Raw genomic sequence first — 14,030 nt, 5'->3', positions numbered from 1 at the left:
CCCCCCCCCCCCCCATTTACACCGCGACGTCCATATCCGACATCGTCTTAATATTATCTGGGGCTCTTAGATGTGTTAAACGTGCCGGAGGCGGACGCGCTCGCGGCCGCCGACGTCGTGGACGCGCGGGTCGCCGCCGGCGCGGACCTGCCGCTCGCGGGCCGCACGCTCGCCGTCAAGGACAACGTCGACGTCGCAGGGCTGCCGACCACGGCCGGCTGCCCGTCGTACGCGACCCACCCGGCGGGGCGCCCGGGGCCGGCCGCGCGCACCGCGCCCGCCGTGCAGGCGCTCGTCGACGCGGGCGCGGTCGTGCTCGGCAAGACCAACCTCGACCAGTTCGCGACCGGGCTCGTCGGCACGCGCAGCCCGTACGGCGCCGTGCGGCACGCGACCCTGCCCGAGCGCGTGTCCGGCGGGTCGTCGTCCGGGTCGGCGGTGGCCGTCGCGCTCGGCGTCGCGGACGTCGGCATCGGCACGGACACCGCCGGGTCCGGCCGCGTGCCGGCCGCGTTCCACGGGCTCGTCGGCATCAAGACGACGGTCGGGCTCGTCCCCACCGACGGCGTCGTGCCGGCGTGCGCGTCGTACGACGTCGTCACCACGTTCACGCGCGACCTGGCGACCGGCGTCCTGGCGACGCGGCTCATGGTCGCCGCGGGGGAGCCGGGTGCGGGGGCCGCGGCGGACGCCGGCGCGGGGGAGGCCGGTCCCGGGACGGGCGCCGGCGCGCAGGCCGCGGGCGTCCGGCGTCGGTGGCCGGCCGACGTGCGCGTCGGACTGCGGGACGTCCCGGTGGTGGCCGTGCCGCGCGCGGAGGACCTGGCGCCGCTGTCGGACGCGTGGCGGTCGGCGTTCGCCGCGGCGGTCGCGCGCGTGCGGGCGGTCGGCGCCCGCACGGTCGAGGTCGACGTGTCGGGCATGCTCGACGCCGCGCGCCTGCTCTACGACGGCGCGATCGTCGCGGAGCGGTACGCCGCCGTGGGTGACTTCCTCGCGACCGGCCCGGCCGACGCGGACCCGACCGTCGCGTCGATCATCCTCGCCGGCGCACAGGTCCCGGCCGCGGCGTACGTGCGCGACCGGCTGCGGCTCGACGCCGCGCGGGCGGAGGCGGCGCGGACCCTCGACGGCTGCGACGTGCTGCTCCTGCCCACCACCACCGAGCACCCGACCATCGCGGCCGTGCAGGCCGACCCCGTCGGCATCAACCGGCGGCTCGGCACGTACACGAACTTCGTCAACATGCTCGACCTGGCGGCGGTGGCCGTGCCCGCGGGCGAGGCCGACGGCGGGCCGTTCGGCGTCACCGTGCTCGCCCGCGCGTGCGAGGACCAGCTCGCGCTCGACCTGGCCGCGCGGCTGCTCGACGGGGTCGGCCCCGACGGCCCGGACGGCGCCGGCGGTGAGCGCGGCGAGGACCGCGCGGACGGCCGGGACGGCGCGGACGGGTGGGACGGCGCGGACGGGTGGGACGGCGCGGGCGTCCCCGCGGCGGCGCCGCTGCTCGTGCCGGGCACGGTCGAGCTCCTCGTCGTCGGCGCGCACCTGCGCGGGCAGCCGCTGCAGGGCCAGCTGGCCGACCTGGGCGCGCGGTTCGACCGCGCCGTCACGACGTCGGACGCCTACCGTCTCGTCGCGCTCGGCACCGTGCCGCGCAAGCCGGGACTCGTGCGCGTCGGGCCGGGGTCGGGTGCGCCGATCGCCGGCGAGGTGTGGCGCGTGTCGCCCGGCGCGCTGGGGACCTTCCTCGCCGCGCTGCCCGCGCCGATGACGCTCGGTCGCGTGGAGCTGGCGGACGGCACGTGGGTGGTCGGGTTCGGCTGCACGGCCGAGGCGGGGGAGTCGGGGACCGACATCACCGACGCCGGCGGGTGGCTCGCGGCGCTCGCCCAGGGGCGGTGACCGGGGCGGGGTGACGTCGGGCGGGCGCGGCCGTCGGGTCGACGCCGTCGGTACCGGCTCAGTCCGACGGGGTCGGGGTGCGGCGGTCCCGGCCGGGGACGCGCAGCCCCGACGCCCGCAGGCGCCGCACCAGCTCCCGCGTGCCGACGGGGACGGCGCCGAGCTCCACCATCTCGTCCCAGCGCTCGACCGGGACGTCGTAGTGGTCGCGGTCGAACGCACGCCGCGGGATGCCGGCGCGCGCGGCGAACGCGTGCAGCTCGTCGTACGACGCGTCGCTCACGAGGTGCCCCCACACGGTCCCGTGCCGCGGCCACAGCGGCGGGTCGACGAGCACGGTCACCCGCCGAGCCTACGTCCGGCGGCGCCGGGCCCCGTGCGTCGTCGAGCCGACCACAGCCCGCCGTCGACGGGTGCGGTGCACCGGTCCGCCCGGCGCCCCGCCGCCGCGCGGGCGGTGCTCCCTAGCGTCGTCCTGCCCGTCGTCCGAGGGTCGTCCACCGGGCGGCCGCGGCGGGTGCGAGGGAGGTCCCATGAGCAGGTACGAGGTCGACGCCGGTCACCTCGACGGGTCGGCGGCGGCGGTGCTCGCACGCGCCGCGACGATCCAGGCCGAGGTGGCGGGCATGCAGCGGCAGCTCGCCGAGCTGCAGGCGTCGTGGCGCGGCGGTGCGGCGGGCGCGTTCTCGGCGCTCGTCGCGGAGTGGACGGCGACGCAGGCGCGCGTGGAGCAGTCGCTCGGGCAGATCGCGACGGCCATGCAGTCGGCGGCCCGGACGTACGCGGACGCGGAGGCGCACGCGGCGCGGCTGTTCTCGCACTGACGCCGGCGGACGCGCCGCAGGCGCCGTGGGTGGGCGACGGCCGCGGTCAGTGCCGCGGCGGTGTGGAGGGCTGCGGGACGTCGACGACGGTCGGGGTGCCGCCCGCCTCGCCGCCGGCGGCGTCGTCCGCCTGCGCCGACGCGGCCTCCAGGCGGCTCAGCTCCTTCTCGAGGCGCTGCAGCTCGGCGGCGACGTTCTGCCGTGCCGGCTCCTCCCAGCCCTGCGCGAGCGGGCTGGTGAAGAGGGAGGGGCGCGCGAGGAGCTTGCGGAGGATGCGGGTGCGGGCGCGCACGTAGTCCTCGAGCGGCAGGTGCGCGTACTCGGCGCGGACGTCGTGCAGGTACGCCTTGTAGCGCTGCGGCTCGGCGGCGAGCATCGCCAGGTCGGCGTCGCAGAGCACCGCGCAGTCGACGTCCTTGCGGTCGGGCGAGTGCCGCACGAGCGCGGACACCAGCGCCGCGACCCGCTGCGCCCGTGCGTCGGGGACGCCCAGCGCGGTCAGCTGCTCGCGGGCGAGCGTCGCGCTCGCGGCCTCGTCCTCGCCGCCCTTGTTCGCGTACGCCTTGCGCTCGGCGGAGTCGAAGACGGCGCCGTGGTACCAGGCCGCGAGCCGGACGAGGTCGGGCTCGTGCACCTCCTCGTCGAGCTCGTCCACGCGGGCGAGGACGTCGACGAGGTGCTTGACGTTGTGGAAGTGGCGGTCCGGCTGCGTCCAGCGGTCGAGGAGGTCCTCGCCGGTCCGTCGGATCTCCTCGGGGGACGCGGTGCCCCCGGCCCCGACGACGCTGCGGGAGAAGGCCGGCAGCAGCCAGCCCGGTGCGTCATGGACGCCCATGGAGATCATGCCTCACGACGGTGACGTAGGACGCGCCATCGTAGCCACGTCCGACGGGGGCGGCGCACCCGGGCGCGCCCCGGCTGCGCCGGCGCCCGGCTCCGCACCGGCCCCGGCGACGGCACCGTCCCGCTCCACGGACCCGTCCCCGACGACCTCACCCGTCGCCGCACCCGGCCCGTCGACGGGCAGCACGACGCGCACGGTCGTGCCCCCGCCGGGCGTCTCGGCGATGCCGACGCGCCCGTCGTGCGACGTGACGATGGCGGCGACGATCGCCATGCCCAGCCCGGACCCGCCGGACTCCCGCGTGCGGGACGCGTCGACGCGGTAGAACCGCTCGAAGACGCGCGCCGCGTGCTCGGGCGCGATGCCGGGCCCGTGGTCGCGCACCTCGAGCAGCGCCGTCGCGCGGCCGTCCTCGTCGGTGCCGGCCGGCCCGACGCGCACCTCGACCGGGGTCCCGGCGGGCGTGTGCTGCGCGGCGTTGCCGACGAGGTTGGCGAGCACCTGGCGCAGCCGCGCCTCGTCGCCCTGCACCACGACGGGCGCGTGCGGCGCGAGCGTCTCGAGCCGCACCGGCCGGTCGGGGTCGATGGCCCGCAGGTCGCTGACGGCGTCGGCGGCGAGCACGGTGAGGTCGACCGGGCCGAGGCGGCCGGGCCGGCCCTCGTCGAGCCGCGCCAGCGCGAGCAGGTCCTCGACGAGCGAGCCCATGCGCCGCGCGGAGCCCTCGATGCGGCGCATGGTGTCGTCCACCTGCTCGGACGTCGTCAGCGCGCCCATCCGGTACAGCTCGGCGTAGCCGCGGACCGCGGCGAGCGGGGTGCGCAGCTCGTGCGACGCGTCCGCGACGAACCGCCGCATGCGCGCCTCGGACGCCGTGCGCGCCGCGAACGCCTGCTCGATCTGCGTGAGCATGCCGTTGAGCGCGGCGCCGAGCCGCCCGACCTCGGTGGTCGTCGGCGGCGACGGCACGCGCTGGGACAGGTCGCCGGCGGCGATGGCGGCGGCCGTGTCCTCGATCTGCCGCAGGGGACGCAGCGACCGCTGCACGGCCCAGCCGCCGACGATCGCGCCGATGACCATGAGCGCACCGCCGCTGGCCAGCAGGATCCACGTCATGCTGCTCGCCGCGTCGTCGACGCCGCGCAGCGGCAGGGCCACGGACAGCACCACGTCGCTGCCCTCGGCGTACGGGAACGACACGACGCGCCAGCGCGAGCCGGTCCGGTCCGACGCGACGGTGTACGGGTCGCCCATCCGCGGACTGCCGGCGGACAGGCCCGTCGGGATCCGCGGGGTGCCGTACTCGTCGACGGTGTACGGGTTGCGCACGAGCTCCTGCGCGCGCCAGCCGGCCTGCGCGACCACGTAGTAGTCGGACGGCGTGGTCGCGTCGGCGTCCCACGGCGCGGCGGGGTCGAACAGGTCGCGGACCTGCTGGAAGCCCTCGTTCTTCAGCTTCGCGTCGATCTGCTCGACGAGCTCGCGCTCGAGCAGCGTGGAGCTCGCGAGGCCGGCGAGGGCGAGGCCCGTGCCGAGCAGCACGACGATGATCGAGACGAGCCGCTCGCTCAGCGGGACGCGGTCCCAGCGCTCGTGCAGGTGGGCGAGGGCGGCCGCGCGACGGCCGGTCCCGTCCGCGGGCGCCGTGCTCACGTCGTCTCGCGGAGCAGGTACCCGACGCCGCGCCGGGTGTGGATCAGCGGCGGCAGCCGCTCGCCGTCCGGCCCGGTGAGCTGGTCCACCTTGCGCCGCAGGTACGAGATGTACGACTCGACGATGTTGGCGTCGCCGCCCCAGTCGTACTGCCACACGTGGTCGAGGATCTGCGCCTTCGACAGGACGCGGTTCGGGTTCAGCATGAGGTAGCGCAGCAGCTTGAACTCGGTGGGGGAGAGCTCGACGAGGCGGCCGGCGCGACGGACCTCGTGCGTGTCCTCGTCGAGCTCGAGGTCGGCGTAGCGCAGCACGGACGAGCCGAGCGAGTCGTCGGCCGCGGTGCGCCGCAGGATCGCGCGGATGCGCGCGACGACCTCCTCGAGGCTGAACGGCTTGGTCACGTAGTCGTCGCCGCCGACGGTCAGGCCCTGCACCTTGTCGGCCGTGTCGTCGCGCGCGGTGAGGAACAGGACGGGGACGTGCTGGCCCTTCTCCCGCAGGCGCCGCGTGACGGTGAAGCCGTCCATGTCGGGGAGCATGACGTCGAGCACGACGAGGTCGGGGTCGGTGTCGCGCGCGAGGCGGAGCGCGGAGCCGCCGTCGGCCGCGGCGTGCACCTCGAACCCGGCGAAGCGCAGCGACGTGGCCAGCAGCTCGCGGATGTTGGGCTCGTCGTCCACGACGAGGAGCCGGGCCTCGGGTGCGCCGGACGCGGTGCTCATGGCCCCAGTCTCGCGCCGGGCGCTGGGAGGCGCCTGTGAGCCGCGCGCGTGGCGTCGCACGGTTCCTGGGAGTTGCCTGGACGTGGGCGTCGACGGGATCGGGCGTCGCGGGAGGAACCGGGCGCGTCGCGGATCGTGATGGACATGTGACCTGCCCCTTCGGCTGACGGGGCCGCGACGGCTACCGTGGAAGCGTGACCGCATACACCACCGACCGCGTGCTCGCCACCGGCGGCCCCGCGGACGCCCCGAACGGCGCCGCGCACGGCCCCCGCCCGCGTGTGACCGTCGTGCAGAGCTCCCCCGACGTGACGCTCGACCGCTTCGCCGACTGGCTCGGCGACGTCGACGTCCACCTGGTGCGCGCCGACCTCGGCGACACCCTCCCCGGACCCACCGAGGTCGGCGACGGGCTCGTCGTCCTCGGCGGCCCGATGACCGCGCACGACGACGCCGCGAGCCCGTGGCTGCCGGCGCTGCGCACGCTCCTCGCCGTCGTCAGCGCGACCGACGTGCCCGCGCTCGGCATCTGCCTCGGCGCGCAGCTGCTCGCCGTCGCGCGCGGCGGCCGCGTCGAGATCGCGGCCCCGCCCGGGCGCGAGGCAGGCGTCGTCGACGTCCGCTGGCGCCCCGAGGCCGCGCAGGACGCGCTGCTGTCCGGGCTGGCGCTCGCCGCCGGGCCGCGGCGCAGCACCCCGCAGCCGTCCATGCACGCCGACGCGGTCGTCGACCTGCCGCGCGGCGCCGTGTGGCTCGCCTCCTCGGCGATGTACCCGTTCCAGGCGTTCCGGATCGGCTCGGCGTGGGGCGTGCAGTTCCACCCCGAGGCGAGCCGCGAGACGCTGCGGACGTGGGCCGACGGCCACGACGACGTCGACACCGACGCGGTCCTCGCGCAGGCGGACGCGCGTGCGGACGAGATCGCGGCGGCCGGCCGGGCGCTCGCCGAGTCGTTCACGGGCGTGGTCCGCGCCCGCGCGGCGGTGCGCGTCCCGGTCTGAGCGCCACGCACTCGGCGCGGGTCGCGGTCGGTCAGCCTTCCGCCTCGCAGGCCCTGACGTACGACGAGCGTGCGACCCGGTCGGGTCGCACGCTCGTCGCGTCCGCGGCGGTGCCGCGGATCAGGCCGTGACGGTCACGCCTCGATCTCGGGCGTGACGGCCGTGCCCTCGAGCTGGCGGGGCGCCGAGCCCTGCTTGAGGGCCATGAGCCGCGCCTCGATCTCGAGCTGCTCGCCGGCGGACTCCAGCTCGGCGAACTGGTTGTCGAGCGACGACGCGGCGATCTCGGCCTGGCCGAGCGCCATGGCCTCCTCGCGGCGGACCTTCTCCTCGAACCGCGCGAGCTCGCTCGTCGGGTCGAGGACGTTGATCGAGCCGATGGCCTGCTGCACCTGCTGCTGCGCCTGCGCCGACTTCTGGCGGGCGACGAGCGTGTCGCGGCGCTGCTTCAGCTGGCCGAGCTTGTCCTTCATCTGCACGAGTCCGGACTTGAGCTTCTCGACCGTCTCGCGCTGCGAGGCGATGATCGGCTCCGCGTCGCGGACCTCCTGCTCGGCGGTGATCTGCTTGCCGATGGCGACCTTGGCGAGGTTGTCGAAGCGGTCGGCCCGGACCGTGTCGCCCTGCGCACGCGCCTGGTCCGCCGCCGACGACGCGGCGAGCGCCTTCTGGCCCCACTCGCGGGCCGCGCGGACGTCCTCGTTGTAGTCCTGCTCGGCCAGGCGCAGGTTGCCGATCGTCTGGGCGATCGCCTTCTCGGCGTCGGCGATCGAGTTCGTGTAGTCGCGCACCAGCTGGTCGAGCATCTTCTGCGGGTCCTCGGCCTGGTCGATCAGGGCGTTGATGTTCGCCCGCGCCAGCTGCGTGATCCGCCCGAAGATGGACTGCTTCTCGGTCATCGTCCCGTGCCTCTCGTTCGTACCGGAAAACCGTCTGGTCAGCCGTCGCAGCGGCATCAGAACCCGCCGTCGAAGCCGCCGTCACCGAAGCCGCCGCCGTCGAACCCGCCGCCGCCGTCGCCGCCGCCCCAGCCGCCACCGCCGCCGAAGCCGCCCCCGCCGCGCAGGATCGAGTCGAGCAGGATGCCGCCGAGGACCATGCCGCCGATGCCGGAGACCATGTCGCCGCCGCCGCGCCGGGCGTAGCCGCGGCCGCCGTACCCGCCGGCGCCGTACCCGCCGCCGTAGCCGGCCATCTGCTCGGCGTTCTCGACGTCGACCTGCGCGAGCCGCTGCGCCTCGGCGACGAGCTGCTCGCCCTGCTGGGCGGTGGCGAGCGCGGCCTCGGGGTCGGTGCCGCGCTGGTCGAGCGCGCGCATGCGCAGCCGGTCCGCCTCGGCGAGCCGCGTGCGCGCCTGGGGCCCGACGGCGCCGCGGCGCGTGCTCACGTAGTCGGCGGTCGCACGGACCGCGGACTCGAGCCGGCCGAGCGTGTCGTCGAGGAGCGCCTGCGCGCGGCGCGAGCGCTCGGCCTGCTGGCGCATGGGCGCGAGGGCCTCGTCGATCGCGGCCTCGGCGGCCGTGATGCGGCGCAGGGCGGCGAGCGGGTCGCCCTGGCCGGTGCGCGCGGCGGACGCGGCGGCGACGGCCTCGCGCGCCTCGATGGCGCGCGGCTCGACCTGCGGGTTGCCGCGCGCGAGCCGGGCGGCGTCGGACAGGTCGCTCGTGATGGACGCGACGGCCGCGTCGAGGCGTGCGCCGACGGCGGCGAGGTCCTCACCGGCCGTGTCGACCGCATCGAGCAGCCGGCGCACCTGACCGAGCGCCTCCTCGGCGGCGCGGGCGTAGCCGACCGCGGTGCTGCGCTCGCCGGCGGCGACGCGCTGGCGTCCCTCGGCGACGGCCGTGCCGACCTCGCCGAGCAGCAGCTCCGCCTGGTCGGGGTTGCCCGCGACGGAGGTCAGAGCGCTCGCCGGGTAACGCGCGGCCAGGGCCGACAGCGACGCGCGGGCGGGCGCCACCCGGTCGCGCAGGCTCGCCGCCTCGCGCTCGTGCGCGTCGAGGGCGTCGTCGACGCGCTCCTCGATCGCGCGCATGCTGTCGAACGACTCCTTCTGCTCGTCCAGGCGCTGTCCCACCTCGCGGCACAGCCGCAGGATCGCGGCGGACGTGCCGCGGACGTGCTCCTCGGTGTCGGGGATGTCGTCGTCGAGCGTCTGGCGCAGCCGGAACGCCTCGGTGAGCCGCTGCTTGCCGTCGGCCAGCACCGTCTCGAACTCGCGCGTGGCGGCGGCGCCGAACTGCGCCTGGGCGAACCCGAGCTCCTCCTCCGACGAGCGGAGCGCGTCGTCGAGCCGCACGAGCGCCTGCGCGGAGCGCCGGTCGAGCTCGGGCGTCGGCAGCTGGTGGAACTCGTCGGCCGTGGCCGCGACGCGCGTGGCGCCCGCGGTGTCCTGCAGCACGCCCGCCGGCTGGCGCTTGCGGCGCGACGTGAACGTGGTGAGCAGGAAGATCCCGCCGATGACGACGAGCCCGACGAGCAGCGCGGTCATGAAGCCCCCTCCTCCTCCGCCGCCGCCGGCGGGTGCGGTGTCGCCGGTCGCGGCGGCCTGGACGCCCTCGGCGGCGGCGACGGCCGCACCGGCCCACTCGCCGGCGCCGAGCTGGTCTCGGACGTCGTCGAACACGGCCTGCAGCTCCTCGCGCGTCAGGTCGCCCGTCTCCTGGGGCGCGAGGGCGACACGCTGGGCGTCGGTGGCCACGGCCAGCACGAGGTCCTGGGCGCCGAGCGTGCTCTCGGTCGCGACCGCCTGCGCCCACTCCTGCCCCTGGGCGGGGTCGGTGAACTCGGGCACGTAGACGACGTAGAGCCGGTAGCTCGTCTCGGCGGCGAGCTCGTCGAGCGCCGCCTGCACCGTGGCCTCGTCGCCGCCCGACAGCACCCCGGACTCGTCGGTCACGTCCGCCGTCAGGGACGGCGGCGGCACCGCCGCTGCGGCCCCCGCCCCGGCCACGAGCAGGCTCGCGCCCAGCGCGACACCCGCTCCCACGGTGACGACCCGACCTCGCAGCGCACGCACTCGTCGATCCTTTCTCACGCCTGCACCCGTCGCAACGGACCGCGCGCCCCCGGGGTTCCGGGGCCCTGCGGACGGGTGACGTGGGACGGTCGCACCCGGGTCAGCTGCCGGCTCCCCGCAGCCCCGCCCGGTACAGGTCGCGGAGCAGGCCGATCTCCCCGCCGTGGTGCATGGTCTCGCGGTGCAGGTGGGTCGCCAGCGCGGCGAGCGGCTCGTCGGCGAAGTCGGCGGCCCGGGGCCCGAGCGGTCGCGCGAGCGCGTCGTCGTCGCACGCGGCGAGCCCGTCGCGCCACGCACGGTACGACTCCTCCAGCAGGGCGAGCGCCGCGTCGGCCGTCGACGGCAGCGACGCCGGCCGCAGCCGCGGGTCGAACATGTCCGCCCCGGGCGGCGCGTCGCCGAAGAACGTCCGCGCGCGCGTGCCGAGCACGTCGACCGCGACGTGCGCGATCCGCCACGCGAGCGTCGTCACGGGTGCCGGGTCGGGCTCCCGCAGCCCGACGCCCTCGGCCTGCCACGTGCCGTCCGCGGTCGGGCGCACCGACCAGCACCCCGGCACGGGTTCCCACAGGTACTCGTCGTCGGTCAGCCCCTGCACGCGGGGCCACAGGCTCGTCTCCCAGTAGAAGGTGAGCTGGTCGGTGAGCAGCGGTCCCCAGCGCATCGCGTCCCCCTGGTCCGGTCCCGGTCGTCGTCGCGCCCAGTCCTACCGCGGGCCACCGACACCGGCGGTCGTCGCCTCCGTCACCAGCTCCGTCACCAGCCCCGCACGCGCGAGGGCCGGACGCGCAGGACGACCGGGTAGTCGGCGTGGAACTCGTCCGGGGTCCGGCCCAGCCGGCGCATCCCGTCCGCGTACTCGGCGTCGTAGGCGGCGCGGACGTCGGCGGACAGCGGGCCGGCGTCGGCCGCGGCCGTGCCCGTGAGCACGAGCACGTCGTCGCCGTGCGCGTCCGTGCCGAACGACAGCGCCACGGCGGGGTGCTCGCGCACGTTGCGCAGCTTCGCCTGCCGCGGGCGGCTCGCGACCAGCACGTCGGTGCCCGTCCACCAGAACCACACCGGCGTCGGCTGCGGGACGCCCGCCGGGTCCACGGTCGTCAGCCAGACCACCTGCTCGTCGGCGAGGCGCTGCGCCGCGCGGCGACCGAACGGCGTCGTCGGGTCGAGGAGGCTCATGACGGCGCAACGGCCGCCGGGGCGGCGGTGTTCCGGCGGGCGGCGGGCCGGGTCACAGCGCGCGCAGCATCGTGTCCGACCCGCCGTTGCGGCCGACGACGACGAACCCGTGCCGCTCGTACAGCGCGCGGGCCGCGGTGTTGCCGTCCTCGACACTCAGGCTCACGGCCGTCCACCCCAGCGCACGCGCCCGGTCGAGGAACCCTGCCAGCAGCGCCGAGCCGACGCCCGCGCCGCGCCGTCCCGCGACGACCGCCATGCCCAGCTCGGGCACGTCGTCCGCGACCCAGCCGTACCCCGGCTCGTCCGCGGGCAGCGCCCGCGCCCACACCGCGCCGAGGGGCGTGCCGTCCGCCACGGCGACGACGCCGAGGTCGCCGGGACGCCGCCACGCGCCCAGGTAGCGGGCGGTGTGCGGGTCGCGCAGCACGTCGTCGCGCGTGAACCGCGGCTCACCGGTCCAGTTGAACGCCTCGACCAGCAGGTCGACGAGCAGGTCGGCGTCGTCGTCGGTCGCGTCACGCAGGTGCACGCCCGCACGCTCGCACGGCCGGCGCCGCCGACGCGACCGGATTCGCCGCCGGGACGACGAACCGGCCGCCGCGCAGCATCCCGGCGGGGGAGCGCTGCACGACGGCCGGTTCGAGGGGAGGGCAGCTACTGAGCGACCCCGAGGTCCCAGTTCCTGTGGTCGGACCTGGGCTGCGCTCCGTTGCGGGCGGGTGCGCCCGGGGGCGCCCCCACCCTTCACTGCGCTACGCCCAGGTCCTCCGCATCCACGATCGTGTACGCGTACCCCTGCTCCGCCAGGAAGCGCTGCCGGTGGGCGGCGAACTCCTGGTCGACGGTGTCCCGCGCCACCACCGTGTAGAAGTGCGCCGTCTTGCCCGACGCCTTCGGGCGCATGATCCGTCCGAGGCGCTGCGCCTCCTCCTGCCGCGACCCGAACGAGCCGGACACCTGGATCGCCACGGACGCCTCCGGCAGGTCGATCGAGAAGTTCGCGACCTTCGAGACCACGAGCTTCGTGATCTCGCCGTGGCGGAACGCGTCGAACAGCCGCTGCCGCTCCTTCACGGGCGTCTCGCCGGTGATGACGTCGGCGCCGATGTGCTCGGCGATCTCGTGCAGCTGGTCGAGGTACTGGCCGATGACGAGGGTCGGCTCGCCGGCGTGCCGCGCGACGAGCTGGTCGACGACGCGCTCCTTGCCGCCCGCCGTCGCGGCGAGCCGGTACCGCTCCTCCGGCTCGGCGGTCGCGTACAGCATGCGCTCGTCGTCCGGCAGCGTCAGGCGGACCTCGACGCACTCCGCCGGGGCGATGTACCCCTGCGCCTCGATGTCCTTCCACGGCGCGTCGAACCGCTTGGGCCCGATGAGCGAGAAGACCTCGTCCTCGCGGCCGTCCTCGCGCACGAGCGTCGCGGTCAGGCCGAGCCGGCGGCGCGCCTGCAGGTCGGCGGTCATGCGGAAGATCGGCGCCGGCAGCAGGTGGACCTCGTCGTAGACGACCAGGCCCCAGTCGCGCGCGTCGAGCAGCTCGAGGTGCGTGTACACGCCCTTCCGCTTCGTCGTCAGCACCTGGTAGGTCGCGATGGTGACGGGGCGGATCTCCTTGCGCGTGCCGGAGTACTCGCCGATCTCGTCCTCGGTCAGCGACGTGCGCTTGACCAGCTCGTCGCGCCACTGCCGCGCGCTGACGGTGTTCGTGACGAGGATGAGCGTGGTCGTCGACGACTTCGCCATGGCGCCCGCGCCGACCAGCGTCTTGCCGGCGCCGCAGGGCAGCACGACGACACCCGAGCCGCCGTGCCAGAAGTTCTCGACCGCCTGGTTCTGGTACGGCCGCAGCGACCAGCCGTCCTCGGCGAGCGCGATCGGGTGCGCCTCGCCGTCGACGTAGCCCGCGAGGTCCTCGGCCGGCCAGCCCAGCTTGAGCAGCACCTGCTTGAGGTGCCCGCGCTCCGACTTGTGCACGATGACGTCGGTGTCGTCGACGCGCGCCCCGAGCAGCCCGGCCGTCTTCTTGGACCGCATGACCTCGACGAGCACCGCCGGGTCGAGCGCGTGCAGCACGAGCCCGTGCACGGGGTGCTGGATGAGCTGCAGCCGCCCGTAGCGCGCCATCGTCTCGGCGACGTCGACGAGCAGCGCGTGCGGCACCGGGTAGCGGCTGTACTCGAGCAGCGTGTCGACGACCTGCTCGGCGTCGTGCCCGGCGGCGCGCGCGTTCCACAGGCCCAGCGGCGTCAGGCGGTACGTGTGCACGTGCTCGGGCGCGCGCTCGAGCTCGGCGAAGGGTGCGATGGCGCGGCGGCAGGCGTCCGCCTGGTCGTGGTCGACCTCCAGCAGGAGCGTCTTGTCGCTCTGGACGATGAGCGGGCCGTCGGGCACGCGGGTCCTCCTCGGTCGGGCGGGTCGCCGTCCGGGGGACGACGGGTGGTCGGACGCGCGTCGGGCGGCGCTCGTCGCTCGGGTCGGTGGTCGGTGCGGTGCTCGGTCCGGTCGCTCGGTGCGGTGCTCAGGCGGGGCCGTCGGCGGGGACGACGCCGGCGATCCGGTGCACCGCGACGGTCAGCTCCGCCTCGCGCCGCGGGTCGAGCGCGCGCAGCCGGCCGCCCTCGACGCGCAGCGGCCGGACGAGCCGCCGGTCGGACCGGCCGTCCGGGCCGACGAGCTCGACCCAGACGAGGCTCCGGGCCTGGGCCGCCTCGCGCAGGAGCAGCAACGCGTCGGCGGGGTCGGTTGTTCCGGTGGACCGGGGCGTGGGGGCGCCGGTGGGGGAGGTGGCGGGTGCACCGGTGGCCGGCGCCGTGGTGGCGTCCGGCGCGGGGCCGGCGCCGCCCGCGTCGCCAGCACGCCCGCGTCCCAGCACCCGCC

Annotated in this window: 14 protein-coding genes; 3 read left to right on the top strand and 11 right to left on the bottom strand. The window is 76.2% G+C overall.

Annotation, left to right across the window (positions count from 1 at the left end):
* Positions 1-81: 81 nt before the first annotated feature.
* Positions 82-1,905 (top strand): allophanate hydrolase, encoded by a 1,824-nt coding sequence (gene atzF / locus AB6N23_RS13275; RefSeq protein ID WP_412866511.1) that lies wholly within the window; start codon positions 82-84, stop codon positions 1,903-1,905.
* A gap of 58 nt (positions 1,906-1,963) precedes the next feature.
* Here atzF and AB6N23_RS13270 read toward each other — a convergent pair whose 3' ends face one another.
* A complete protein-coding gene (locus AB6N23_RS13270; RefSeq protein ID WP_412866510.1) occupies positions 1,964-2,248 on the bottom strand; it encodes a DUF4031 domain-containing protein in 285 nt (94 codons plus the stop codon).
* A gap of 190 nt (positions 2,249-2,438) precedes the next feature.
* On the opposite strand from AB6N23_RS13270, the gene AB6N23_RS13265 reads away from it, so the two are divergent.
* The gene (locus tag AB6N23_RS13265; RefSeq protein ID WP_378200155.1) at positions 2,439-2,729 is read left to right on the top strand and encodes a WXG100 family type VII secretion target; all 291 of its coding nucleotides are present in this window, start codon (positions 2,439-2,441) and stop codon (positions 2,727-2,729) included.
* Positions 2,730-2,775: 46 nt separating this feature from the next.
* On the opposite strand, the gene AB6N23_RS13260 is transcribed toward AB6N23_RS13265, so the two are convergent.
* Genes AB6N23_RS13260 through AB6N23_RS13250 form a run of 3 tightly spaced genes read right to left on the bottom strand, consistent with a single transcriptional unit; the run spans position 2,776 to position 5,951 of the window.
* Positions 2,776-3,564 carry an HD domain-containing protein gene (locus tag AB6N23_RS13260; RefSeq protein ID WP_412866512.1) on the bottom strand — a complete coding sequence of 263 codons (789 nt, stop codon included), beginning with the start codon at positions 3,562-3,564 and terminating at the stop codon, positions 2,776-2,778.
* A gap of 12 nt (positions 3,565-3,576) precedes the next feature.
* Positions 3,577-5,226 (bottom strand): sensor histidine kinase, encoded by a 1,650-nt coding sequence (locus tag AB6N23_RS13255; protein ID WP_412866509.1) that lies wholly within the window; start codon positions 5,224-5,226, stop codon positions 3,577-3,579.
* Entirely contained in the window at positions 5,223-5,951 is a 729-nt protein-coding gene (locus tag AB6N23_RS13250) for a response regulator transcription factor (RefSeq protein WP_378200149.1), read from the bottom strand. The genes AB6N23_RS13255 and AB6N23_RS13250 overlap by 4 nt, the downstream gene beginning before the upstream one ends.
* Before the next feature lie 194 nt (positions 5,952-6,145).
* On the opposite strand from AB6N23_RS13250, the gene AB6N23_RS13245 reads away from it, so the two are divergent.
* Complete coding sequence (locus AB6N23_RS13245; protein ID WP_412866508.1) at positions 6,146-6,952, top strand: type 1 glutamine amidotransferase; 807 nt, start codon at positions 6,146-6,148, stop codon at positions 6,950-6,952.
* Positions 6,953-7,086: 134 nt separating this feature from the next.
* On the opposite strand, the gene AB6N23_RS13240 is transcribed toward AB6N23_RS13245, so the two are convergent.
* From AB6N23_RS13240 to AB6N23_RS13210, 7 genes are all read right to left on the bottom strand, one after another.
* Positions 7,087-7,851: a PspA/IM30 family protein gene (locus AB6N23_RS13240; RefSeq protein WP_412866507.1), complete on the bottom strand. Its 765-nt coding sequence runs from the start codon at positions 7,849-7,851 to the stop codon at positions 7,087-7,089.
* A 56-nt stretch (positions 7,852-7,907) separates the two neighbouring features.
* On the bottom strand, positions 7,908-9,941 hold the full coding sequence (locus AB6N23_RS13235; protein WP_412866506.1) for a TPM domain-containing protein: 2,034 nt from the start codon (positions 9,939-9,941) through the stop codon (positions 7,908-7,910).
* Between the two features lie 130 nt (positions 9,942-10,071).
* Positions 10,072-10,635, bottom strand: coding sequence for a DinB family protein (locus AB6N23_RS13230; RefSeq protein WP_412866505.1), 564 nt, complete (start codon positions 10,633-10,635; stop codon positions 10,072-10,074).
* Between the two features lie 92 nt (positions 10,636-10,727).
* On the bottom strand, positions 10,728-11,150 hold the full coding sequence (locus AB6N23_RS13225) for a TIGR03667 family PPOX class F420-dependent oxidoreductase (protein ID WP_412866504.1): 423 nt from the start codon (positions 11,148-11,150) through the stop codon (positions 10,728-10,730).
* A gap of 52 nt (positions 11,151-11,202) precedes the next feature.
* Positions 11,203-11,682, bottom strand: coding sequence for a GNAT family N-acetyltransferase (locus AB6N23_RS13220; protein WP_412866503.1), 480 nt, complete (start codon positions 11,680-11,682; stop codon positions 11,203-11,205).
* Positions 11,683-11,897: 215 nt separating this feature from the next.
* Positions 11,898-13,544 carry a DNA repair helicase XPB gene (locus tag AB6N23_RS13215; protein ID WP_412866502.1) on the bottom strand — a complete coding sequence of 549 codons (1,647 nt, stop codon included), beginning with the start codon at positions 13,542-13,544 and terminating at the stop codon, positions 11,898-11,900.
* Between the two features lie 127 nt (positions 13,545-13,671).
* On the bottom strand, positions 13,672-14,030 hold a 359-nt coding region (locus AB6N23_RS13210), incomplete at its 5' end, for a WYL domain-containing protein (protein ID WP_489672005.1).

Origin of the sequence: Cellulomonas pasadenensis, assembly GCF_047229365.1 — a bacterium.
In the GTDB taxonomy this organism is placed as follows: Bacteria; Actinomycetota; Actinomycetes; order Actinomycetales; family Cellulomonadaceae; genus Cellulomonas.
The sequence above is the reverse complement of the archived record's forward strand: the minus strand, read 5'-3'. Positions and strand labels throughout refer to the sequence as shown.